Source organism: Paraburkholderia azotifigens (assembly GCF_007995085.1).
Lineage (GTDB): Bacteria > Pseudomonadota > Gammaproteobacteria > Burkholderiales > Burkholderiaceae > Paraburkholderia > Paraburkholderia azotifigens.
The window spans coordinates 1,652,934-1,675,117 of sequence record NZ_VOQS01000003.1 but is presented as its reverse complement, the minus strand read 5'-3'; the positions used below and the strand labels follow the sequence as shown (position 1 = coordinate 1,675,117).

The window sequence follows — 22,184 nt, the reverse complement described above, 5'->3', positions numbered from 1 at the left end:
CCGTCGGTTACGAAGCCGGGTTTGCGCGATTGCTGTCGGCGCGCAGATGCACTTTCACGGTCGCCGACAGACCCGGACGCAGTACGCCCTGCATATCCTTCGGCACCGACAGACGCACGCGGACAGGCACGCGCTGCACGATCTTCGTGAAGTTGCCGGTGGCGTTCTCGGCGGGCAGCACGCTGAAGGTCGCGCCCGTCGCCGGCGCCAGACTCTCGACCATGCCTTCGATACGGCGGCTCGATGCATCCAGATCGACGTCGACGGTATCGCCGACTTTCATCTTCTTCAGCTGGTCTTCCTTGAAGTTCGCGTCGATCCACAGGCCGCTCGCGGGCACGACCGTCAGCAGCGACACGCCGATATTCGCGAGCACGCCGACACGCGCCGTGCGGTTGCCGACATAGCCGTCGATCGGCGCGCGGATCGTCGTGTACTCGACGTTCAGCGCGGCGACCCGTTGTGCGGCCACCGCCGTCGCGACGCGGGCGTGAGCATCGTTGATCTGCGCGTCGAGCACGGCGAGCTGACGCTGTGCGGCCGTCAATGCAGCGCTGCTTCGATCGACCGACGCATGCGCTTTCGCGAGATCGGCATCGGCGCGCTCGACAACCTGGTTCGACACCGCATCGTCCTTCACCAGCTGGCGATAACGCACCGAATCCGACGCGCTGCGCGTGAGTTCCGCATTCGACGCACGCACTTCGGCGGACTGTTCGTTGATCGTCGCGAGTTGCAGCGACTTCTTCGCTTCGAGTTCGGTCACGGATGCTTCCGCGCTCGCGACTTCCGCATTGGCCTGCGCAAGACGCGCATCGTAATCGCGCGCATCGAGGCGGATCAGCACTTGCCCCGCTTTCACGTACTGGTTGTCCTGCACCAGCACGTCGCTGACGAAGCCGCTCACTTTCGGCGCCAGCACAGTAACATCGCCGCCGACGTACGCGTCGTCGGTGGTTTCGACAAAACGGCCCACGAAGAACCAGTACGATGCGGCGACCGCAATCACGGCGATGACGGAGATCACCGCCAAACGCATCCACGGAATGCTGCGCGTCTGTTTCGCGGCGCCGGCGACGGCGGGCGGAGCAATGGAAGGAGTGGTAGACATGGCTGTAGTTGCGTGTGCGTATGCACTGAAAAACGTTGAAAAAAAGCGCTCGGAAGCGCCGCCTGACTTGCCGAACTTCTTGAGCGTTATCGCCTGGTCATGTCGAACAGTTCTTCGCGCAGATTCGCGGCACGCTGCGACCCGAAGCGCTGCTCGAATTCGTTCTGCGCCGCATGCCAGTGCTCGCGCGCTGCTTTCAACCGTTCTTCGCCCGCTGTCGTCAGCATCACGGTCAACACACGGCGGTTGCTGCGCGATGCTTCCGTAAAGACCAGACCGTCGCGCTGCAGCGGCTGGATCGCACGCACCAGCGTGGTCCGTTCCATCACCATCGAATCGGCGAGTTCCTTCATCGTCATCCACTTGCGGTAACGCAGGTGGATCATGATCGAAAACTGTGTGGTCTTCAGCCCGACCTGTCCGAGATGACGGTCATAAAGCTGGGTCACATACCGGGCCGCCTGCCGGATCGCAAAACAATCATCCTCCGGCGACACCTGTATTTGTTCCGTTCCGGACTCTACGTGCATATGCACACCATTGAATCGATTTCGTCGGACGCGTCTCGCGACGCACAAAAAACAACGGGATTAAGAAGACGTCAGGTTGAACAGTTCGGCGCGCAATGCCTTCGCACGGCTGCGTCCGAACTTGCTTTCGAATTCTTCCTGCGCGGCGCGCCACGCGAGCGCGGCCTGCTCGAAGGTTTCCTTGCCGGCTTTCGACAGGCTGAACTGATACGTGCGGCCGTCGTGCTCCGAAGGCTCGCTGAGCACCAGACCATCGCGCTGCAACGGCTTGAGCGCGCGCACGAGCGTGGTGCGTTCCATCACCATCGAGTCCGCCAGTTCCAGCATCGTCAGGCCCGGCTTGCGCGCGAGCTTGGCGACGATGGTGAACTGCGCCGCCGTCAGGCCGACTTCGCCCAGATGGCGCTCGTAGATCTGCGTCACATAACGCGCTGCCTGGCGCAGCGCGAAACAGTTGCAATCGTCGTGGGAAATGGGCTTGCTCATGGGAAGGAAGTCTATATGTGCGTATGCACGCTGTCAAACCGCAGCGCAGCACATTAATTGAAATTCATTGTTGCTCATGCGCCAACACGCTGACGGCAACATCGACGCGATGCGCGCCGCCGCCAAGAATCATGCCGCGCAGCAGCGAAACGTCGCTGTAATCGCGGCCGATAGCGAGCGTCACGTGATCCATATCGGCGAGTACGTCGTTGGTCGGATCCAGATCGATCCAGCCGCTCTGCGGGCAATGCACGGAGACCCATGCATGCGACGCGTCCGCGCCGATCAGGCGCGGCTGGCCCGGCGGCGGATCGTTGCGCAGATAACCGCTGACATATCGCGCAGGCAATCCGAGCGCGCGCAGGCAGCCGATCATCACCTGCGCGAAGTCCTGGCACACGCCGCTCTTCATATCGAACGCGCGTTCAGCAGGTGTATCGAACATCGTCGCGGACGGCTTGTAGTCGAAATCCGCGTGAATGCGGTGCATCAGATCGATCGCGCCCGCGACAATCGGCTTGCCCGGACGAAAACTGCGCAACGCATAGTCGCGCAACGCAGGCTTGAGCGCGATATTCGGCGACGCAAAACAGAACTCGACCTGCGGATGACACGCGCCGCCCGCGCGAAACCGCAGCGAATCCGCGACTTCTTCCCATGCGGGCGTCGCGTCCGGATCGAGGTCGCTCCAGCGCGGCGTCAATTGCACGGTCGTTTCACTGATCATTTGCAAGCGTTCGTGCGGTGCGTCGAGCGCGAAATACAGCACATCGTTGCCGAATGCATCGATGCGGCTATGCAAATACGAAGGCGCCGGCTCGATGCGCTCCGTATGCGCGACCACGCGCTGCCACGCGCACGCGAGGGGACGGATGGTCGCGAGATGCTGCGCGGTTTCGACGGGCGTCGAATAGTGATAGGTCGTGCGATGCGACACGGACAGCAGCGTCTGCGCGTCTTTCATGACGACACCTGCGCCGCGAGCGTATTCGCGTGACTGAAATAGCGCGCGCTGATTTCGTTGGCGGCGGCCGTCACGTTCATCGCCAGGCGGTCGCATAGCGAAACCAGCTCCGCGTACAGGCCGTCGCCGTCCGTCGTGCACAGCTGTTCGAGCGACGGCAACATGCTCGCGGACGGCAACAAATCGCTGAACGGACGATGCCGCCTGCCGCCCGCCGCCCGCGAAATGTCGTCGAGCTTCGAGCGCAAGCGTGCATAGACGCCGTACAGTCCGCGCGGATTCGTCGGCTCGATGACGAGCAGATCGATCAGCGCGGGTACTTCGAGACGTCCCGGATACAGCGAGCGATACGTGAGCGTGCTGTCGAACAGTTGCAGCAGCAGATCGAATGCGGCGGGCGTCGCGAGCTGGCGCTGCATCGCGACGACGCGCAGGATCGACGTCATCGCCCACACGCGCTCGATATGGCGGCCCGCGAACATCAAACGCCATGCTTCGTCGCGCGTCATGCGGTCGCCTTGCGCGCCGCTAATGGCAGCCAGCTGCGTCGCGAGATGTTCGAGCGCGTTCATCAGCGACACGCGGTTATAGCGCGCCTTGCCGCGCGACGACGCATTCGACGAAACAGCCGCAGCGGGCGTCAGTTCGTGCAATGCGTCGCGGAAGTCGTTGCGCGCCGCGAGCGTGATGCGCCAGTGATCGTTCGACAGCCGCCCGCGTATCTCACCGCTCGCGCGCGCCTGGCTCGCGAGGTTTTGCCCAATGCTGTAAGCGCCCGTGTTTTCGTGCAGATTCGCAACCAGCGTGCGCTCGAACGCCTGCAACGATTGTCCCGCGACGATGTCGCCCGGTTGCACGAGACCGAATTGCAGCGCGAGTTCGGCGAGCGTTGCGAACATCGTGTCCGCGCCGTTGCTTTCCAGCGAGCCGAGTATCAGCCGCAACAGCCGCACGTTGTTTTCCGCGCGCTCGCCGTAACGTCCGCTCCAGAACAGGTTTTCCGCGGCACGGCTCGACACCGTGCGATGCTTGCGCGCGAGATCGGCGGGTTCGAGCGGCGACGGCAAGAGCGTGAAAGTCGAATTCGGCTGGCTCGACAGCACCCACGTATCGACACTGCTGCCGCCGAACTGCATCGACACCGACGACTGCCGCTCCGCCGCGAGACGCGTGAAGCCGCCGGGCAGCACATGCCAGTCGCCGTTCGCATCGGCGACGGCGATCGCGCGCAGCACGCCCGGACGATTGCCGAGCGTGCCGTCTTCATAGCGCGGCGTGCACGAATACGGCAGCGGCTGCTGGATCGTGAACGCATCGGGCGCGCGCTCGATGCGGCTCTTCCATGCATCGAGCCGCTGCACGCCCTGCGCGATGCCGGGCGGCCCATCGGGCTTGCGTGCCGGCCACGTCGGTTGCAGAAACGCTTCGTCCATGTTCGCGAACGCGTGCTCGCGCGCAGCTTCTTCGCCGCACCACCAGGTCGACACGCCGTTGAGCACCAGCGGTTCGTCGAGCAACGTCTGGGCGATGCCCGGCAAAAAGCCATGCATGGCAGGCGATTCGAGAAAGCCCGAACCGGGCACGTTCGACACGATCACATTGCCTGCACGCATCACCTGCAACAGACCGGGCACGCCGATCGTCGAATCGGCGCGCAATTCGACGGGGTCGCAGAATGCATCGTCGAGACGCCGCAGCACGACGTGCACGCGCTCCAGACCGGTGAGCGTCTTCAGATACAGCATGTCGTTGCGCACCGTCAGGTCTTTGCCTTCGACGAGCGTCACGCCCAGATAGCGCGCGAGGAACGCATGCTCGAAATAGGTTTCCGCGAACGGGCCCGGCGTGAGCAGCGCGATATGCGGCGCGCTGTCGGCGTTGCCGTCGCGCATCGTCGCGCGCGCCCATTCGGCGAGTGTCGCGATCAGTGTGGAGAACGTGGGCGCGAGCCGGCTCACGCGCATTTCGCGGAACGCATCGGCGAAGACGTTCGACACGATCATGCGGTTTTCGAGCGCGTAACCGAGTCCCGACGGCACTTCCGTGCGATGTGAGACGACCGTCCAGGCGCCATCCGGCGCGCGCGCCAGATCCACGCCGACCACCGGCAGAAACTGGCCGGCTTGCGGCACGAAGCCTTTTATCGCGCGCAAATAACCGGGATGTCCGAACACCAGTGCGGGCGGCAGCTTGCTGTGCAGCAGCAGTTTCTGCGGCCCATACACATCGGCGACGATCGCGTTGAGCAGCTTCGCGCGCTGCTTCACCCCGCGCTCGATATGCGCCCATTCGTCTTCGTCGATGATGAAGGGCAGCAGGTCGAGCGCCCACGGACGCGGCTCGCCCTTGTCCGCGTAGACGTTGTACGTGATGTCGTTGTCGCGCACCTGCTGCGCGATCGACGCGCGCCCCGGCTCCAGACCCGCGACACCTTCCTCGCCGAGCAGTTCGAAGAAGCGCCGCCACCGCTCGCGCAGCAGGCCCGACACATCGCGCAGTTCGTCCCAGTGGCCGTCGCGCGCATCCAGCATGGGCAGCGTGCGCAGCAACGCGAGCGCGTCCGGATGGCCTGCTGCCGCTTCGAACGGAAAGGTCGATTGAAAGGCCAAGATGTCGTCGCGAGTCTGTTGTTGTGGCGATTATCAGTGTTGCGGTTTCAGCGGCGGCTTACCAGTGCCGCAAATCCAGCGTGAACGGAAACTCGAGACTGCGCGGCGCTTCGTCCACACCCAACGAGCCCGGTGTGTGCCCCGTCGTGAAGAAGCGCGCGCGGCGCCGGCTTTCCGCTTCGTACGCATTGACCGGGAACGTCTGATAGCTGCGTCCGCCGGGATGAGCGACATGATACTGGCATCCGCCGATCGAGCGCCCCGTCCACATATCGACGACATCGAACGTCAGCGGCGCATGCACACCAATCGTAGGATGCAGCGCCGACGACTGCTGCCATGCGCGGAAGCGCACGCCCGCGACGAATTCGCTGACGCGGCCCGTCGGCTGCAACGGCAAGGTCACGCCGTTCACGCTCACGCGATGACGGTTGTCGTTGAGCCCCAGCACCTTCACTTCGAGCCGCTCCACCGACGAATCCACATAGCGCACCGTGCCGCCCGCCGCCCCCTCCTCGCCCATCACGTGCCACGGCTCCAGCGCGCCACTGATCGCCAGCGACAAACCGTTCGCGTGCATCTCGCCGATGGCCGGGAAGCGGAACGCGAAGTGCGGCGCGAACCATTCGCTCTCGAACGCAAAGCCTGCATCGCGCAGATCGGCGAGCACATCGTCGAAATCCATCTGCACGAAGGTGCCGAGCAGGAAACGGTCGTGCAGCTCCGTGCCCCAGCGCGTGAGGCGAGTCGTGTACGGCGTCTTCCAGAACTTCGCGACCAGCGCGCGCAGCAGCAGTTGCTGCACGAGACTCATGCGCGCGTGCGGCGGCATTTCGAAACCGCGCAGTTCGAGCAGGCCGAGGCGTCCTGTCGGGCCGTCGGGCGAATAGAGCTTGTCAATGCAGAATTCGGCGCGGTGCGTATTGCCCGTCACGTCGATCAGGATGTTGCGCAGCGCACGGTCGATCATCCACGGCGGCAGCTGCGCCGAGTCCTTGCCGCCGAGCCGGTCGATCTGCCGTTGAAGCTCGTCGAACGCGAGTTCGAGTTCGTAGACCTGGTCATTGCGCGCTTCGTCGACGCGCGGCGCCTGGCTCGTCGGCCCGATGAAGAGCCCGGAAAACAGATACGACAGCGACGGATGGTTGTGCCAGTAAGCGACGAGGCTCGCGAGCAGATCGGGGCGGCGCAGGAACGGACTGTCGGCAGGCGTCGCGCCGCCGAGCACGAAGTGATTGCCGCCGCCCGTGCCCGCGTGGCGGCCGTCGAGCATGAACTTCTCCGTGCTCAGATACGACTCGTGCGCGGCGTTGTACAGGAACTCGGTGTGATCGACGAGTTGGTTCCAGTTCTTCGCCGGATGAATGTTCACCTCGATCACGCCGGGATCGGGCGTCACCTGCAGCATTTGCAGGCGCGGATCGCGCGGCGGCGGATAGCCTTCGATCACGACCTGCATGTTCAACCCGGCGGCCGTCGCTTCGACGGCGGCGAGCAGGTCGAGATAATCGTCGAGCGCGGTCAGCGGCGGCATGAAGACATGCAGCAGCGCGCGGCCGTCGCCCATCGCGTCCGCTTCGACTTTCGGGCCTGCTGCGCGCGCCGGATTGCGCGCCTCGACGCACAACGCCGTGCGGATCACCGACGACGCCGATTCGCCGCGTTCGGGAACGCGGTCTTGCGGCGATGTGCCTCTGCCTGTGCCCGTTGCGCCTGCGCCTGCGCCTGTGCCATCGAAATCCGTGCCGCCGCTTCGCGCATCTCGCGACACGCCGTCGTACTGCATCCGCAACTCAGCCGACGCACGCAGCGGCACCGTTTCCGCGAACGGGTCGTGCGCATGCTGATACGGATAGTCGGCCTTCGACACCCACGGCAGGGAATCGAGCGGCAAGCGATAGCCCATCGGCGAATCGCCGGGGATCAGATACATGCGCTCGTCGCGGAAGAACCACGCGCCGCTCGTCCAGCCAGGACCGTTCTCCGAGCGCGCAATCGGCAGCACGTAACCCGTCACACCCGACAGCCCCGCGTCGAACACGCGGCACAAGCGCACGCGCTCCATTTCGTCGTCGAGGCGCGAATCGAACGGGTCGACGTTGACGGGCAAGCGCCGTTCGCGCCACAGGTAGTACCACGTGTCCTCGTAGCCTGCCTGCACATACTGGCTGTCGACCGACAGCTTGCCCGCCAGCACGCTGAGAAAGCGCTGCGCATCGCCGGATGTGTAGTGGCCCGGGTTGCGCTCGTCCGCGAACAGCGTCGGGTCGCGCCAGCACGGCTCGCCGTCCGCACGCCAGTACAGCGACAGCGCCCAGCGCGGCAACTGCTCGCCCGGATACCACTTGCCCTGGCCGATATGCAAAAAGCCGTTCGCGCCGTAGCACGCGCGCAACTTGTCCATCAGCGCGACGGCGTAGGCGCGCTTGGTCGGTCCGAGCGCGTCGGTGTTCCATTCGGCGGCATCGCGGTCGCGCACCGAGACGAAAGTGGGCTCGCCGCCCATCGTCAGGCGCACGTCCATGGCGTCGAGCTGGCTGTCGACGTGCGCGCCCATCGTCAGCACGCGGTCCCACGCCGCTTCCGTATAGGGTTTCGTGACGCGCGGCGATTCGAGCACCCGGGTAATCGACATCGCGTGCGCGAATTCGACTTCGGATTCGTCGACGGCGCCCGAAATCGGCGCGGCGCTGCCCGGCTCCGGCGTGCACGCGACGGGAATATGCCCTTCACCCGCGAGCAAACCCGACGTCGGATCGAAGCCGATCCAGCCCGCGCCGGGCAGGAACACTTCGCACCACGCGTGCAGGTCGGTGAAGTCGTATTCGGTGCCGCGCGGGCCATCGAGCGACTTCGTATCGGGCGCCAGCTGCAGTAGATAACCGGATACGAAGCGCGCCGCGAGCCCCAGCTGGCGCAGCGTTTCGACCAGCAGCCAGCCCGAGTCGCGGCACGAACCCGACGCGTTGACGAGCGTTTCCTCCGGTGTCTGCACGCCCGGCTCCATCCGGATCAGATAGCGGATGTCGCGTTGCAGGCGCTGGTTCAGGTCGACGAGGAAATCGGTCGTGCCGCGCGGCGAGCGGTCGATGCTCGCGACGAACTCCGCGAAACGCGGCGTCATCTCGCGCTTGATCCGGTATGGCGCAAGCTCGGCGGCGAGTTCGGGCGCGTACTCGAACGGGAACTGCTCGGCGGACGGTTCGAGAAAGAAATCGAACGGGTTGTAGACGGCCATCTCCGCGACGAGATCGACCGTGATCTTGAACTCGGGCGTGCGCTCGGGAAACACGAGCCGCGCCTGATAGTTCGCGAATGCGTCCTGCTGCCAGTTGATGAAGTGCTGCTCCGGTTCGACGCGCATCGAGTACGAAAGGATCGGCGTGCGGCAATGCGGCGCCGGGCGCAGCCGCACGACCTGCGGCGACAATCCGACGAGACGGTCATACCGGTAATGCGTGACATGATTCAGCGCGACGCGTATGGACACTCCGGACTCCTGGACTGAAAAAGCCGATAACGGGGTAACCGCAGGGGGCAGCCGCGAAAAGCAAGCTTTATGCCGTTGAACGCAAACGTGCTGCGGATCTTGCGTGTGGAGCGATCGCGTTGTCACGTCTGGGCTGCATGCTTGCTGGACTCGGCTCGCGACATCGCTCGACGCAGTGCACGCACCAAATCGGCGCATGCATGAATCCGTCCGCCCTCGCAATGTGCGCGCGATCATCGACCGTTATAGCGGAGCGGCATGAAGATTGCGGGAACGCGAGCGCTTTGCGCCTGCGCTTTGCACCGTCCTTAATGGCACGACACAACCGGGTTGACGCGATGAAAGCCTTCCATTGCAACCGATGCGACCAGCGTGTGTTTTTCGAAAACGTGTTGTGCGAACGCTGCGAAGCGCTGCTCGGCTACGTGCCCGAACTGCGCGAAATCAGCGCGTTCGAAGATGCGGGCGAAGGCCGGTGGCGCAGCCTGCATCCGGATGCCGAAGGCAAACTGTATCGGCGATGCCACAACTATGCCGTCGAGAACGTCTGCAACTGGATGCTGCCCGCGGACGATCCCGGGACGCTATGCCGCTCGTGCTGCCTCACGCACACCATTCCGAACCTTGCCGAACCGAACAACCGGCTGTACTGGTACCGCCTCGAAACCGCGAAGCGGCGCCTGCTATACACGCTCGACGCGCTCGGCCTCACCATCGAGTCGCGCGAGGCCGATCCCGACAACGGCCTCGAATTCGATTTCCTCGAAAACGTCGACCCCGCTGCCCCGGTGATGACGGGCCACGACAACGGCCGCATTACGCTGAACATCGCCGAAGCCGACGACGCGCATCGCGAGAAAATCCGCACCGACATGCGCGAGCCGTATCGGACGCTGCTCGGGCACTTTCGTCATGAATGCGGGCACTACTACTTTGAAAAACTGATTGCGAACACGCACTGGCTCAAGCCGTTTCGCGAGCGTTTCGGCGACGAGCAAACCGATTACGGCGAAGCGCTCGACGCGTACTACAACAATGGCGCGCCCGCCGGGTGGGACGCGAGCTTTATCAGCGCATACGCGACGATGCATCCATGGGAAGACTGGGCCGAAACCTGGGCGCACTACCTGCTGATCGTCGACGTGCTGGATACGTCGACGGCATACGGGCTTGCATTGTTGCCGCCCGCGCCGAACGAGCCGCGCCTGACCGACCAGACGCCCGTCGAGGAAGCGAGCTTCGATAATCTGATGAAACGCTGGTTTCCGTTGACGGATGCGCTGAACAGCCTGAACCGCAGTCTCGGCATGCCCGATGGCTATCCGTTCACGCTCGCGCCGCCTGTCGTCGACAAGCTGCGCTTCGTGCATCGCGTGATCGCGCAGGCATCGGCGTCCGCGCGCAAATGAGCGCGATTAACGACCGATTAACGAGCGATTGAGCTGCGTGGGCCGCACACGCGCGCGGCCCATCATGAACGCGTGTTACTTCTTCTGCAGCAGCGTCTTCAGCTCTTCGACATTTTCTTCGACGCGCTTCGCGATCACCGCATACGAATCGGCCTGCGTGCGATAGGCGGCCTGCGTGAGCTGCTGCATGTCGGCCAGCGCCTTATGCAGCGTCTGCTGGACGAGTTCGGCCGTTTGCGCCGACGGCATGCCGCCCGAAGCCGCCTGCTTCTGCACGGCATCCTGGAGTTCGGTCAGCGTGGTGCGCAGCATTTCGGCCTGCTTCTGCGCGAGCGACTGCATGCCCTGCACGGCCGTCTGATTGGCGGCGATCAGCGCTTCGACGTCCTTGCGACGCGCTTCCATCACGGCCGGCACGTCGAATCCGGGCAGTTTGAACTGTTCGAACAGCTTGTTGAATTCGGCGAACGGGTTGGCGGCGTCAAAGGGTTCCATGCTTGATCTCCTGGCGCGTCGATGGGGGGGATATGTGCCGCTGCGGGTTGGCGCACGCACATGGCACGATCATGCCCGTTAATGCGGCGATGCGCCAGCGAGCAAAATGGACGGGCGGCGCAGCCCGCTCATGCCGGATTTTCCATTCCATCCGACTCGAAAGCGCTTCAGGCGCATCCCCTTCCGCCCCGATTCCTATCACGTCATGATGCAGTGCGATGACGTACCGCCTACGGGTTTTCCCTGCGAATCCGGGCTATTCGCTGACTTGCCGGCCGGACCTCGCGGCGCATTTATATCACGTTCGCATATATCCATGACCACAAGTTGTTTCCTTTCTGACAGCTTTTCCCTTAAGGTACGCCTGCCCGTTTCCCCTGTTTTTCCTTACAGAACAAAATCTTGACCCGATCCTCTTTTTTCCAGTGGCTCGCGCGCTTCTATCCCGCCGCGATGAACGTCAAATGGCCCGAGCGCATGCGCTCGGCACTCGGCGCGCTGATCGGCATTGCTTTCACGGGCGGCAGCATGCATCTGCTGCTCGGGCCGGGCGCGAACATTCCGATGCTGGTCGCGCCGATGGGTGCGTCGGCCGTGCTGCTGTTCGGCGTGCCCGCGAGTCCGCTTGCGCAGCCGTGGTCGATCATCGGCGGGAATCTGGTGTCGGCGACGGTCGGCGTGGCCTGCGCGACGCTGATCGCCGACCCCGTCGCGGCGGCCGCACTGGCCGTGGGCGTGGCGATCGCCGCGATGTTCGCGTTTCGCTGCGTGCACCCGCCGTCAGGCGCGGTCGCGCTGACGGCCGTGCTCGGCGGCCCGGCCATCCACGCGCTCGGCTTCCGCTTCGTGCTGGAGCCGATCCTGATCCAGTCGGCGCCGCTGCTGGGCGCGGCGCTCGTCTATCACGCGGTGACGGGTCATCGCTACCCGCACGCGATGCGCGCCGCGCCATCCGCCGCCCCGCAAGTGCCCGCATCGAGCGGCAGTGTCACGCGCGCCGACCTCGAAGCCGTGCTGAATCGCCGTGGCGAACTGCTCGACATCGATCCTGACGACCTCGAAACCCTGTTCCGCGAAACGCAAATGCAGGCGTACGCGCGCACGTTCAGCGAACTGGCGTGCCGCGACGTGATGTCGGCGCCCGTCGTCAGCATCACGCCCGACACGACGCTGCGCGCCGCCGCCGACCTGCTGCAGCGCCATGCGATCAAGGCGCTGCCCGTCGTCGACAAGCGTCAGCACGTGGTGGGCATCGTCACGCGCGCCGACCTGACGAACAAGCCGAAAAGCGCGGACCTGCGTTTGATGGAAGCGTTGTCGGCACGCCTTTTCAAGCGCGACGCGAATCGCGGCCGGCTCGTCAGCACCGTGATGACGACGCACGTGCGCACCGTCGCGACGGGCACGCCCATCGTCGAGCTGGTGCCGTTCTTCGCCGACGACGGCCATCACCACATTCCCGTGACCGATACGCACGACCGGCTGGTCGGCATCATCACGCAGTCCGATCTGATCGAAGGCCTTTACCGGCAAAGCCAGATGCAGGCCCAGGCACAGCAGCGTCCCGCCGCCTGACACGCGGAAAACAGCGCAAGCGTCTCGCGCCGTTGCACCTACGGCATTGAATCTTCCGAACGGCGATGCACGCGCATCGCCGAATGTATCATTTTATGATATATTTTTCGTTTCTCTCTTGCGCAGCCGACCGACATGAAAGTTCTCACACGCGCGTTGAATAAAGCGGACTACGAACAGCTTTCGCAGTTCCGCTATCAGATGCGGCGCTTCGAACGCTTCTCCGAACAGGCCGCGCAGGGCGAAGGCATTACGCCGCTGCAATACCTGTTGCTGCTGCATATCAAGGGCTATCCCGACCGCGAGTGGGCGACCATCGGCGAACTGGCGGAACGCCTGCAGGCGCAGCACCACGGCGTCGTCGCGCTGGTGTCGCGCTGCGAAGCGCTCGAACTCGTCAAGCGCAAAGTCAGCGAGACCGACCGCCGTCAGGTGGAAGTGCATCTGCTGAAGGCTGGTGAAAAGGTGCTCGCGCGGCTCGCAGAACTGCATCGCGCCGAACTGCGCTCGCTCAAGGGCGCATTCACCATTCCGCAAATCGACCTTTAATCCGGGCTTCAAGGCAGCACAGCATCATGAGCGACAACTCTCACAAGCGGGACTTTTCCAGCAATTCGCGCCTGCCCGGCATTTCCGCGCTGGCGGCAGGCATCGGTTTTCTCGCCACGCTCGCGGCCTTCGTGCTGCTGAGTCTGATTCATCTGTTCACGAATCTGTTCTTCTTCGGTAACTTTTCGTTCGCCGACCGGTCGCCTGCCGGCAATACGCTCGGCGCGTGGGTGATCTTGATTCCCGTGATCGGCGGGCTGATCGTGGGCATGATGGCGCGCTTCGGCTCGGACAAGATTCGCGGACACGGCATTCCCGAAGCGATCGAAGCCATTCTGTTCGGCAAGAGCCGCATGTCGCCGAAGGTCGCCGTGTTGAAGCCGCTGTCGTCGGGCATCGTGATCGGCAGCGGCGGCCCGTTCGGCGCGGAAGGTCCGATCATCATGACGGGCGGCGCGCTCGGCTCGCTGATCGCGCAGTGTGTGAAGGTGACATCGGCGGAACGCAAGACGCTGCTCGTCGCGGGCGCCGCGGCGGGCATGACGGCCGTATTCGGCACGCCCGTCGCCGCCGTGCTGCTCGCCGTCGAACTGCTGCTGTTCGAATGGCGGCCGCGCAGCTTCCTGCCCGTCGCGCTCGCATGCGCTGTCGCAGGTTTTGCGCGCGCGCTCTTCTTCGGCACGGAAGCGCTGTTTCCGCTGCAAACGGCAGCGCCGACGGCCATTTCGCTCGTGTCGTGCGTGATCGCGGGGCTGTTGTCGGGCGCGCTCGCCTCCGGTCTCTCGGCTGCGCTCTACAAGACGGAAGACCTCTTTCACAAACTGCCGCTGCACTGGATGTGGTGGCCCGCGATCGGCGGTCTTGCCGTCGGCATCGGCGGTTTCATCGAGCCGCGCGCGCTCGGCGTCGGCTATGACGTGATCGGCGATCTGCTGCATCAGCACATTGCGTTGCAGGTGGCCGTGGCGATTCTCGTCGTCAAGGCGGTGATCTGGGTGATCGCGCTCGGCTCCGGCACCTCGGGCGGCGTGCTCGCACCGCTGCTGATGCTCGGCGCGGGGCTCGGCACCGTGCTCGGCCACGTGCTGCCCGGCAGCGAACCTGCGCTGTGGCCGCTCGTGTGCATGGCCGCGACGCTCGGCGCGACGCTCGGTGCGCCGCTCACGGCCATCGTGTTCGCCTTCGGCCTCACGCACGACGCCAACGCGCTATTGCCGCTGCTCGCCGCGACGCTCGTCGCGCACGGCTTCGCCACCGTCGTGATGAAGCGCTCGATCATGACCGAGAAGATCGCGCGGCGCGGTTATCACATCTATCGCGAGTATGGCGTCGATCCGCTCGAACGGCACTACGTGGATGAAGTGATGACGCAAAAGGTCGATTCGATCGACGGCACGGTCAGCGTGCGCGATGCGCTCGTATCGTTCTTCGGCGTCACGCAGAAGCGCCGCGCGTATCCCGTCGTACGCGAGAACGGCGCGGTGCTCGGCATCGTCGACCGCGCGACGCTCGATGCCGTACGCGACGGCGCCACGCAGCATACGCTCGACACGCCGCTCGCCGACGTGATGAAAGACCGTTCGCTCGTCGTCGCGCTGCCCGACGAAACCTGCCGTCTCATTGCGACGCGTCTTGCCGTGCACGATCTCGAACGGTTGCCCGTGGTGGTCGATCGCGATTCGATGCAGCTGCTCGGTGTCGTGTCGCGCAGCGACCTCGTGAAGACGTCGGTTGCGCACTTCGAGGAAGAGCACAAGCGCGAGCGCTTCCGGCGCCTGAGCTTTTCGTCGGGCAAGAAGCAGTTCGAGCCCGTGCCCAAGACGCCAACACGCACGCATGGCTGACGCGTCGCAACTGCCGACATAAAAACCCCTTCAAATACGAGCCGGAAACAGCCTTCCGGCTCGTGACATCTAACTCCTCGAAAACGTCGCAGCGCCTGTCCTTCATGAAGATGGACAGGCCGCATCGCCCGTCGAGGAGGCCAAGATGAAGTCCACACACTGGTTGCTGCTTGCTGCGCTTGCATCCGCGAGCGCGTCCGCCTGGCCGCAAGGCTCGGGCCCAACCGATCCACAGATCGCCGCCATCGTCGTCGCCGCCAATCAGGCGGATATCGACGCAGGCAAGCTCGCCGAATCGAAAACGCATTCGAAAGACGTGAAGGCGTTCGCGCAACAGATGGTCAAGGATCACACGGGCGTCAACAAGGCCGCCGTCGATCTCGTGAACAGGCTCAGCGTGAAGCCTGAAGCCAATCCGACTAGCGACAGCCTCAAGCAGGGCGGCGCAGCGAACATCGCTAACCTCGAGCCGCTGCAAGGCGCGAAATTCGACCGCGCGTATATCGACCACGAAGTGACCTATCACCAGAACGTGATCGACGCGCTCGACAGCACGCTGATTCCATCCGCGCACAATGCCGAGCTGAAAGCGCTGCTGGTGAAGGTGCGGCCCGCGTTCGTCGCGCATCTCGAGCACGCGAAGATGGTGCAGTCCTCGTTGCCGCAAGCGCAATGATCCGCGTGCGCGTTGCTGCGCTGCGAACGTGCGCGTCGGCCTTGTTCGTGATCGCGGCGCCGGTGCTGGCGAAAACCTATGTCGTCACGATCGAGCAGATGCGCTTCGATCCGTCTGAGCTAACCGTGCATCGCGGCGACGAGATCGTGTGGGTCAACAAGGATCTCGTCGCGCATACGGCGAGCAGCGACACAAAAGGCCTCCATGCGGGCTTCAATGCGGGCTTCGACTCGCAGAGCATCGCGCCCGACGCGTCATGGCGCTATCGCGCGAGCACGCCGGGGCGCTATACGTATCGCTGCATCTTTCATCCGACGATGCATGGCACACTGACCGTGGAACCGGCGCGATGAGAGCAAGGCCGCACAGCAACATGAAGAGGGAGACGATGAACAGCCCACTGCCCGACGCTTCGACGACGCCGCGCGCCGATGACGACAGGGAGATCGCGCACCGCATCGCAACAGGCGACCGCGCCGCGTTCGAACTGCTGATGCGCCGCCACAACCGGCGTCTCTATCGTCTCGCGCGCGCCACGTTGCGCAACGACGCCGAAGCGGAAGACGCGTTGCAGGACGCGTATCTGAACGCGTACAGATCGATCGCCCAGTTTCGCGGCGATGCAACGTTGTTCACGTGGCTATCGCGGCTCGTGCTGAACGAATGCTTTGCGCGGATGCGTCGCGAAGCACGTCGCCAGAACGTGATTCCCATGCTGCACGACTGTCCGGACGACGAGCAGATGTCATCCACCATGCACACGACCAACGCCCACGACCACAACGCGCCCGATCAGGCGGCAGCGCGCGCGGAGCTTCGTGCGCTGCTCGAACGGAAGCTCGATGCGCTGCCTGCGGGTTTTCGCACGGTATTCGTGCTGCGCTCGGTCGAAGAAATGAGCGTAGAAGAAACGGCGGAATGCCTGGATATTCCCGAAGCCACCGTGCGCAGCCGTCATTTCAGAGCGAGACTGTTGTTGCGCGACGCGCTGGCCGATGAAGTCGAGAAGCTGGGGTCCGAGATTTTCGAGTTCGGCGGCGCGCATTGCGACCACATCGTCGCATCGGTGCTCGCGCGCCTGCGCGACATATAACGAGGACACATAGCGGGAGACACATCATGAAGCGGGGAATCGGCCTGCTGGCAGGCATCGCGCTCGTTCCCGTCATCTGCATGGCCGGGCAGACGCAGCGCATACGGATCGAATCGGCGACATATGGCGCGAACTGCGGCGCGGCATCGGGCAATTCCACGCATGATCTCGCGGCGCATTGCAACGATCGTTCGACCTGCCGCTATATCGTGAAGGCGAGCCTCGACGCGACGCAGCGGGCGTCGTGCGCACGCGACTTCACAGCAGAGTGGTCATGCGATCACCGCGAGTTTCATCGCGCGATGCTGAGCGGCGAGGCAGGCAACGGCAGCTCGCTGATACTCACCTGCGTCCCGTCGACGGGCGCGGGCAAGTGAGTTCACAAGTCCAGCGTCAGGCTCGCGTTTTCACCTTCGACGACGGGATGCGCCATGCAGATCAGCGCGCAGCCCTTTTCGACTTCGGCTTCCACTTCGCCGTCATACGCGACCTGACCCGACAGCACCTTCGTCGAGCATGTGCCGCACATGCCCGAGCGGCAGCTCGACTGCGCCTCGATACCGTTCTTCCCGGCGAATTCGAGCAGGCTTCCATGATTCGGCAGCCATCGAATCGTGCGTTGCGAACGCGCGAAGGTGACTTGCGCGCCGCCCGCTTCGACTTCGGCTTTCTCTTCGACAGCAGGTCGTGCCTGCGCAGTCGGCGTGCGCTTCACGCTAGCCGGCCCGAACGCTTCGAAACGGATGCGCTCGTCGGCGACATTCAGCGCGCGCAGTCCTTCGTATAGATCGCGCATGAACTGCGCGGGGCCGCACAGATAGAAGTCGTAGTCGTCGAACGGCAGCGCGCGCTTGAGTGCCGCAATATCCACGCGCCCTTTCGTGATTCCGTCGGCAGGCTCGCTTGCTGCGCTGTCGTACAGATACACCGACACCGACGCATGACGTGCCGCCACGTCCTTCAGATGCGCGCTGAACGGCCGCTCGCGATCGCTGCGCGCGCCGTGGAAGAAGTACAGGTGCTTCGCGCGAGCCTCGTTTCCCGCACGCGCATTCAGCTCGTGATCCAGCATCGCGATCATCGGCGTGATGCCGATGCCCGCGGAAACGAACACGGCGGGACGCGGGCTCTGCGCGTCGTAGACGAATGCGCCGCGCGGCGCCATCGCGTCGATTTGCATCCCCGCTGCCAGATGGCCGTGCAGCCAGTTCGACGCGATGCCCTCGCGCTTCACGCTGATCCGATAGTGGCGAGGATCGTGCGCGCCCGACAGCGTGTAAGTGCGCGTCAACGGTGCGTCGCGCCCTTCGACGGGTACGCGAATCGGCAGATACTGCCCCGGCTGATACGGGGGCAACGGCGCGCCGTCCAGCGACTCGAAATAGAACGAGCGAACCGTAGCCGTCTCATCGACGACCTTGGCAACCTTCAGCTTGTGCCACGGCGAGGCGGCCGCTGCCTTGTGCGCGGCCTCACGAATCGCCGTCGCGAATTGCGGCGCGTAGTCGACCTCCGACCAGCGAAACGGCAGCACGCCTTTGCTGCGCCGCACTTCCTGCACATGAAAGCGCATCAGCCGCTCGGCGTTTTCGAACGCGGCCAGTTCGGGGCCTTGCCAGACGATTTCGGCGCGCACCGCGAGATAGAGCAGATCGCCCGTCGTGAAGTCGATGAACAGCAGGCCCGCGCGCGGATCGTGCAGCAGATTGCCGATCGTGTTGAAGAACTTGTTGCCGGTGAAATCGGGCGTGGTCAGCGTTCCGGCATCGTCGACGCGCACGAAGCCCGGCACGCCGCCGCGATGCGACACGTCGGCGCCGCGCGCGAGGCCCGCATCGTCCGCCGTGTTCGCGCTCGCGATGTAGAAGGTATCGGCATGCGCCAGCAGCGCGCGGTCCGCGTCGCCCAGTTGCGTCGCGACTTCCTGCGGCGCAGCCGCATCGCGTTCGGCGCGTTCGGCGCGTTCGACCAAGGTCGGCACGCGGCCCTGAATGTACTTCGCGCAATTGCCGAAGCTCTGGCTCACTTCAAGTGTGACAGCGTCGCCATTCACCGCCGTGACGACGCCGTTGATGCGGTTGCGCCGCCGCGTATGCGGCTGGATGCCGAGGCCGCCGATCATCGCGCCCGTCTGCCAGCGTCCTTCGAGCGGATCGCCGGGCAGCGCACCGCCCTGAATGCGCAGCGTGCGCGCATCGGGCGACGACACGAAGCCCGGCTTGCCCGTGCGTATCGTCGCCCAAGGCTGTCCGCTCGCATCGACGCCGCCGAACACCATGAACGGCTGCTGCGCAAAGAACTCGCGGTGCTGATCCGGCATCGAGCGCCGGATGCCGCGCCGCCCCGACGAGTTCGCCTGACTGTCCACGCCCGCCAGCCGCTGCGCGGCAAGTTCGTCAGCGTGAAACGGCGAGGTGTCGAGACCCCAGCCGTTCAGAGGGATGAAATCGGACATGTCAGGCTCCTGCAGGCAAAACGTCAGCGCAATGCGTCGGAGGAAACCGCTCGCTATTTATCCGGCGAGCAGGCCCGCCTTGGTCGACGGCATCGCGATGAAACGCGGCAACGCTTCCACGCGACGCAGCCACGCACGAATGTTCGGATACGGCTCGAGCGACACGCCGCCCTCGGGCGCGTGCGCGATATACGTGTGCGCGGCGATATCGGCGATCGTCACGTGTTCGCCGGCGGCGAACGGCTTCGTCGCCAGTTCCCGGTCGATCACGTCGAACAGCTTCACCGCGATTGACTTCGCCGTGTCGTGATGCAGCGGCGCGCCGAACACGGTGACGAGGCGCGCCGCGCAAGGACCGTACGCGATCTGCCCCGCCGCCAGCGACAGCCAGCGCTGCACGGCGGCCGCGCCGGGCGGATCGGTGGGCAGCCACGAGGCGTCGCCATAGCGCGTCGCGAGATACACCAGAATCGCGTTCGAATCGAATAGCGTCACGTCGCCGTCCTGGATCGTCGGCACCTGGCCGAACGGATTCAGCGCCAGATACTCGGGCTTGCGGTTGTCGCCCGCGCGCATGTCCAGCTCGATTACCTCGAACGGCAGATCGAGCAACGTCAGGAACAGCTTCACGCGATGCCCGTGACCCGACAGCAAGGTCGTGTACAGGCGGATCGGCTGGGCGGGCTTGGCTGCGGGCATTCGGGTCTCCGGGTTCGGTCATGTTGGACAATTGCAGGTTAATGCGCGCCGCCTTGCCGCAGAAGACTGATAACCTTGAAAACACAATCACCCGAAAGTGGACAATCGACATGGCAGACGTACGCGACGTGAACCTGAACCGGCTGTCCGTCTTCGTCGCCGTGGTCGACGCCGGCTCGCTGACGGCGGCCGCGGCCAGGCTCGGGCTCGCGAAGACGATGGTCAGCACGCACATACAGAGGCTCGAAGCGGAAGTCGGCGCGAGCCTGCTGGTGCGCACGACGCGGCGCCTCGGCATCACGGAAGCGGGCCGCGCGTTCTATGACGCAAGCGTGAAAATCCTGCGCACGGCGGAGGAAGCGCTCGCTGAAATCGGCGGCGAGGAAGCGCCCGTGCGCGGCACGCTGCGCGTGAGTTGCCCGATCGACTACGGCACGCTCGTGGTCGCGCCCGTGCTGGTCGAATTGCGCCGCGCGCATCCAGGGCTCGATATCGAACTGCTGTGCAGCGATCACCTCGTCAATCTGATCGCGGACGGCATCGACGTCGCGATCCGGCTCGGGCGTCTCGCCGATTCGAACTATCGCGCGGTGAAGCTCGGCAGCTTCGAGAAGTGGGTCGTCGCGAGTCCCGGGTTCATCGACACCTGGGGCGAGCCGCACACGCCCGCCGATCTGCCCCCGCTGCCTTTCGTCGCGCTAACGGTTCTGCCGCGCCCGCAAACACTTGATCTGCGCCACACGGACGGCCACACCGACAGCGCGCGCTGCGAGAATGCGTTTCTCGTGAACACGGCGGAAGCCGCGCGTGCGGCGACGCTCGCGGGCGGCGGCCTCGGTCTGTTGACCGACTTTTCGATCCGCGCCGACGTCGCGGCCGGGCGTCTCGTGCGCCTGCTGCCCGAATGGTCGACGGAAGCGGCGGGTATCCAGGCCGTGTTTCCGCCGACGCAGCACACGCCGCCCAAAGTTCGCGCGCTGATCGACACGTTCAGAGACTATCTCGCGCGCAACGCCTGAAATCGGGCGATCCCCGCCGATCGGTAGAATTGTCCGTCCGGGTTTCAGCCGATCAAGTGCGACGCGTGCCGGGCCGTTGTGACACGAAGCGAATACCCTTGAACAAGAAACGAACATGAAAAACATCGACGACACGCAACACATGCTCGGCGCCGCCTTTCTGCGCCACGACGACTCGAACGCCACCATGCGCGCCGAAGGCGAGCGGCTCGAACACGACAGCGCCGTCTATCGCACGCTGCTCGAATCGACGAAGGCGATTCCCTGGAAGATCGACTGGGCGACGATGGCGTTCACCTACATCGGCCCGCAGATCGAAGCGCTGCTCGGCTGGGCGCCGTCGTCATGGAAGACGGTCAACGACTGGGCCGAACGCATGCATCCCGACGACCGCCAGAAGGTAGTGGAATTTTGCGTCGCGCAATCGCAGGCGGGCACCGATCACGAAGCCGACTATCGCGCACTGACGAAGGACGGCGGCTATGTGTGGCTGCGCGATGTGGTGCATGTGGTGCGCAAGCCCGATGGCGGCGTCGATTCGCTGATCGGCTTCATGTTCGACATCAGCGAACGCAAGCGCACGGAAGAGAAGCTCGCGCGTCTGCAGAAGGAACTCGAAGAGCTGTCGTTCAAGGACGGGCTGACGGGCACGGGCAATCGCCGCATGTTCGATGCCGTCATGCAGCGCGCGTGGGCGGCAGGCAAGGAAAGCGGCAAGCCGCTGTCGCTGATCATGATCGACATCGACTTCTTCAAGGCCTACAACGATTACTACGGCCACATTCAGGGCGACGAATGCCTGAAGCGCGTCGCGGGCGTGCTCGCGAAAGCCGCGCGCGCCGACGACTTTCTCGGGCGCTTCGGCGGCGAAGAGTTCGTGATGGTGCTGCCGGATACCGACGCGGACACCGCTGTGAAAATGGCGGAACGCTGCCGCGAACTGATCGACGCCGAAGCGATCGCGCATGTGCGTTCACCGCATCATCAGCGTGTGACAGCGAGCTACGGCGTCGGCACGATCGTGCCGGACGGCAAGACGGATACGACTGCGTTCATCAATCTGATCGACGCGCAGCTGTATCAGGCGAAGGACAACGGCCGCAACCGCATCGTGGCCGTCGATCGCGCGGGCCTAGGTGGCGAGGCATTCCGCACGCACTCGCGATAAAGCCCCGCTGAA

The 22,184-nt window shown here is 64.5% G+C and carries 19 protein-coding genes; 10 read left to right on the top strand and 9 right to left on the bottom strand.

Annotated elements, in window-relative coordinates; genetic code table 11:
• Positions 1-7: 7 nt before the first annotated feature.
• From FRZ40_RS24735 to FRZ40_RS24710, 6 genes are all read right to left on the bottom strand, one after another.
• On the bottom strand, positions 8-1,111 hold the full coding sequence (locus FRZ40_RS24735) for an HlyD family secretion protein (protein ID WP_147235892.1): 1,104 nt from the start codon (positions 1,109-1,111) through the stop codon (positions 8-10).
• An 86-nt stretch (positions 1,112-1,197) separates the two neighbouring features.
• Complete coding sequence (locus FRZ40_RS24730) at positions 1,198-1,641, bottom strand: MarR family winged helix-turn-helix transcriptional regulator (protein ID WP_035542588.1); 444 nt, start codon at positions 1,639-1,641, stop codon at positions 1,198-1,200.
• Positions 1,642-1,701: 60 nt separating this feature from the next.
• Positions 1,702-2,127, bottom strand: a complete 426-nt coding sequence (locus FRZ40_RS24725; RefSeq protein ID WP_028368143.1) for a MarR family winged helix-turn-helix transcriptional regulator — start codon at positions 2,125-2,127, stop codon at positions 1,702-1,704.
• A gap of 64 nt (positions 2,128-2,191) precedes the next feature.
• Positions 2,192-3,091 carry a transglutaminase family protein gene (locus FRZ40_RS24720; RefSeq protein ID WP_028368144.1) on the bottom strand — a complete coding sequence of 300 codons (900 nt, stop codon included), beginning with the start codon at positions 3,089-3,091 and terminating at the stop codon, positions 2,192-2,194.
• Complete coding sequence (locus FRZ40_RS24715; RefSeq protein ID WP_147235891.1) at positions 3,088-5,700, bottom strand: circularly permuted type 2 ATP-grasp protein; 2,613 nt, start codon at positions 5,698-5,700, stop codon at positions 3,088-3,090. Before FRZ40_RS24715 ends, FRZ40_RS24720 begins: the two co-directional genes overlap by 4 nt.
• Positions 5,701-5,758: 58 nt before the next feature.
• Positions 5,759-9,190, bottom strand: coding sequence for a transglutaminase family protein (locus FRZ40_RS24710; RefSeq protein WP_147235890.1), 3,432 nt, complete (start codon positions 9,188-9,190; stop codon positions 5,759-5,761).
• Between the two features lie 338 nt (positions 9,191-9,528).
• Here FRZ40_RS24710 and FRZ40_RS24705 point away from each other — a divergent pair, with 338 nt between their 5' ends.
• Complete coding sequence (locus FRZ40_RS24705) at positions 9,529-10,599, top strand: zinc-binding metallopeptidase family protein (protein WP_147235889.1); 1,071 nt, start codon at positions 9,529-9,531, stop codon at positions 10,597-10,599.
• Between the two features lie 75 nt (positions 10,600-10,674).
• Here the strand turns inward: FRZ40_RS24705 and phaP are convergent, their stop codons facing one another.
• Positions 10,675-11,094: a phasin family protein gene (gene phaP, locus FRZ40_RS24700; protein ID WP_028368148.1), complete on the bottom strand. Its 420-nt coding sequence runs from the start codon at positions 11,092-11,094 to the stop codon at positions 10,675-10,677.
• 402 nt (positions 11,095-11,496) lie between these two features.
• Here phaP and FRZ40_RS24695 point away from each other — a divergent pair, with 402 nt between their 5' ends.
• The 7 genes from FRZ40_RS24695 (at position 11,497) to FRZ40_RS24665 (ending at position 17,208) form a co-directional block, all read left to right on the top strand.
• Positions 11,497-12,669, top strand: coding sequence for an HPP family protein (locus FRZ40_RS24695; RefSeq protein WP_193567021.1), 1,173 nt, complete (start codon positions 11,497-11,499; stop codon positions 12,667-12,669).
• 135 nt (positions 12,670-12,804) lie between these two features.
• Positions 12,805-13,218, top strand: coding sequence for a MarR family winged helix-turn-helix transcriptional regulator (locus FRZ40_RS24690; RefSeq protein ID WP_028368150.1), 414 nt, complete (start codon positions 12,805-12,807; stop codon positions 13,216-13,218).
• A 26-nt stretch (positions 13,219-13,244) separates the two neighbouring features.
• Positions 13,245-15,062, top strand: a complete 1,818-nt coding sequence (locus FRZ40_RS24685; RefSeq protein WP_028368151.1) for a chloride channel protein — start codon at positions 13,245-13,247, stop codon at positions 15,060-15,062.
• Positions 15,063-15,207: 145 nt separating this feature from the next.
• Complete coding sequence (locus FRZ40_RS24680) at positions 15,208-15,738, top strand: DUF4142 domain-containing protein (protein WP_028368152.1); 531 nt, start codon at positions 15,208-15,210, stop codon at positions 15,736-15,738.
• A complete protein-coding gene (locus FRZ40_RS24675; RefSeq protein ID WP_147235888.1) occupies positions 15,735-16,091 on the top strand; it encodes a cupredoxin domain-containing protein in 357 nt (118 codons plus the stop codon). Before FRZ40_RS24680 ends, FRZ40_RS24675 begins: the two co-directional genes overlap by 4 nt.
• A gap of 20 nt (positions 16,092-16,111) precedes the next feature.
• Positions 16,112-16,831 carry an RNA polymerase sigma factor gene (locus tag FRZ40_RS24670; protein WP_147235887.1) on the top strand — a complete coding sequence of 240 codons (720 nt, stop codon included), beginning with the start codon at positions 16,112-16,114 and terminating at the stop codon, positions 16,829-16,831.
• 26 nt (positions 16,832-16,857) lie between these two features.
• Entirely contained in the window at positions 16,858-17,208 is a 351-nt protein-coding gene (locus FRZ40_RS24665; RefSeq protein ID WP_147235886.1) for a hypothetical protein, read from the top strand.
• Between the two features lie 2 nt (positions 17,209-17,210).
• On the opposite strand, the gene FRZ40_RS24660 is transcribed toward FRZ40_RS24665, so the two are convergent.
• The gene (locus tag FRZ40_RS24660; protein ID WP_147235885.1) at positions 17,211-19,286 is read right to left on the bottom strand and encodes a 2Fe-2S iron-sulfur cluster-binding protein; all 2,076 of its coding nucleotides are present in this window, start codon (positions 19,284-19,286) and stop codon (positions 17,211-17,213) included.
• A 57-nt stretch (positions 19,287-19,343) separates the two neighbouring features.
• Entirely contained in the window at positions 19,344-19,985 is a 642-nt protein-coding gene (locus tag FRZ40_RS24655) for a glutathione S-transferase family protein (protein ID WP_147235884.1), read from the bottom strand.
• 110 nt (positions 19,986-20,095) lie between these two features.
• On the opposite strand from FRZ40_RS24655, the gene FRZ40_RS24650 reads away from it, so the two are divergent.
• Both FRZ40_RS24650 and FRZ40_RS24645 read left to right on the top strand, forming a co-directional pair.
• Positions 20,096-21,004, top strand: coding sequence for a LysR family transcriptional regulator (locus FRZ40_RS24650; protein WP_147235883.1), 909 nt, complete (start codon positions 20,096-20,098; stop codon positions 21,002-21,004).
• A gap of 115 nt (positions 21,005-21,119) precedes the next feature.
• Entirely contained in the window at positions 21,120-22,172 is a 1,053-nt protein-coding gene (locus FRZ40_RS24645; protein ID WP_147235882.1) for a sensor domain-containing diguanylate cyclase, read from the top strand.
• The last annotated feature ends 12 nt before the right edge of the window (positions 22,173-22,184 follow it).

Coding starts and splice junctions, on each gene's coding strand:
- FRZ40_RS24735 (WP_147235892.1), bottom strand. CDS start 1,111: ATGTCTACCACTCCTTCCATTGCTCCGCCCGCCGTCGCCGGCGCCGCG.
- FRZ40_RS24730 (WP_035542588.1), bottom strand. CDS start 1,641: ATGCACGTAGAGTCCGGAACGGAACAAATACAGGTGTCGCCGGAGGAT.
- FRZ40_RS24725 (WP_028368143.1), bottom strand. CDS start 2,127: ATGAGCAAGCCCATTTCCCACGACGATTGCAACTGTTTCGCGCTGCGC.
- FRZ40_RS24720 (WP_028368144.1), bottom strand. CDS start 3,091: ATGAAAGACGCGCAGACGCTGCTGTCCGTGTCGCATCGCACGACCTAT.
- FRZ40_RS24705 (WP_147235889.1), top strand. CDS start 9,529: ATGAAAGCCTTCCATTGCAACCGATGCGACCAGCGTGTGTTTTTCGAA.
- phaP (WP_028368148.1), bottom strand. CDS start 11,094: ATGGAACCCTTTGACGCCGCCAACCCGTTCGCCGAATTCAACAAGCTG.
- FRZ40_RS24690 (WP_028368150.1), top strand. CDS start 12,805: ATGAAAGTTCTCACACGCGCGTTGAATAAAGCGGACTACGAACAGCTT.
- FRZ40_RS24685 (WP_028368151.1), top strand. CDS start 13,245: ATGAGCGACAACTCTCACAAGCGGGACTTTTCCAGCAATTCGCGCCTG.
- FRZ40_RS24680 (WP_028368152.1), top strand. CDS start 15,208: ATGAAGTCCACACACTGGTTGCTGCTTGCTGCGCTTGCATCCGCGAGC.
- FRZ40_RS24675 (WP_147235888.1), top strand. CDS start 15,735: ATGATCCGCGTGCGCGTTGCTGCGCTGCGAACGTGCGCGTCGGCCTTG.
- FRZ40_RS24670 (WP_147235887.1), top strand. CDS start 16,112: ATGAAGAGGGAGACGATGAACAGCCCACTGCCCGACGCTTCGACGACG.
- FRZ40_RS24665 (WP_147235886.1), top strand. CDS start 16,858: ATGAAGCGGGGAATCGGCCTGCTGGCAGGCATCGCGCTCGTTCCCGTC.
- FRZ40_RS24660 (WP_147235885.1), bottom strand. CDS start 19,286: ATGTCCGATTTCATCCCTCTGAACGGCTGGGGTCTCGACACCTCGCCG.
- FRZ40_RS24655 (WP_147235884.1), bottom strand. CDS start 19,985: ATGCCCGCAGCCAAGCCCGCCCAGCCGATCCGCCTGTACACGACCTTG.
- FRZ40_RS24650 (WP_147235883.1), top strand. CDS start 20,096: ATGGCAGACGTACGCGACGTGAACCTGAACCGGCTGTCCGTCTTCGTC.
- FRZ40_RS24645 (WP_147235882.1), top strand. CDS start 21,120: ATGAAAAACATCGACGACACGCAACACATGCTCGGCGCCGCCTTTCTG.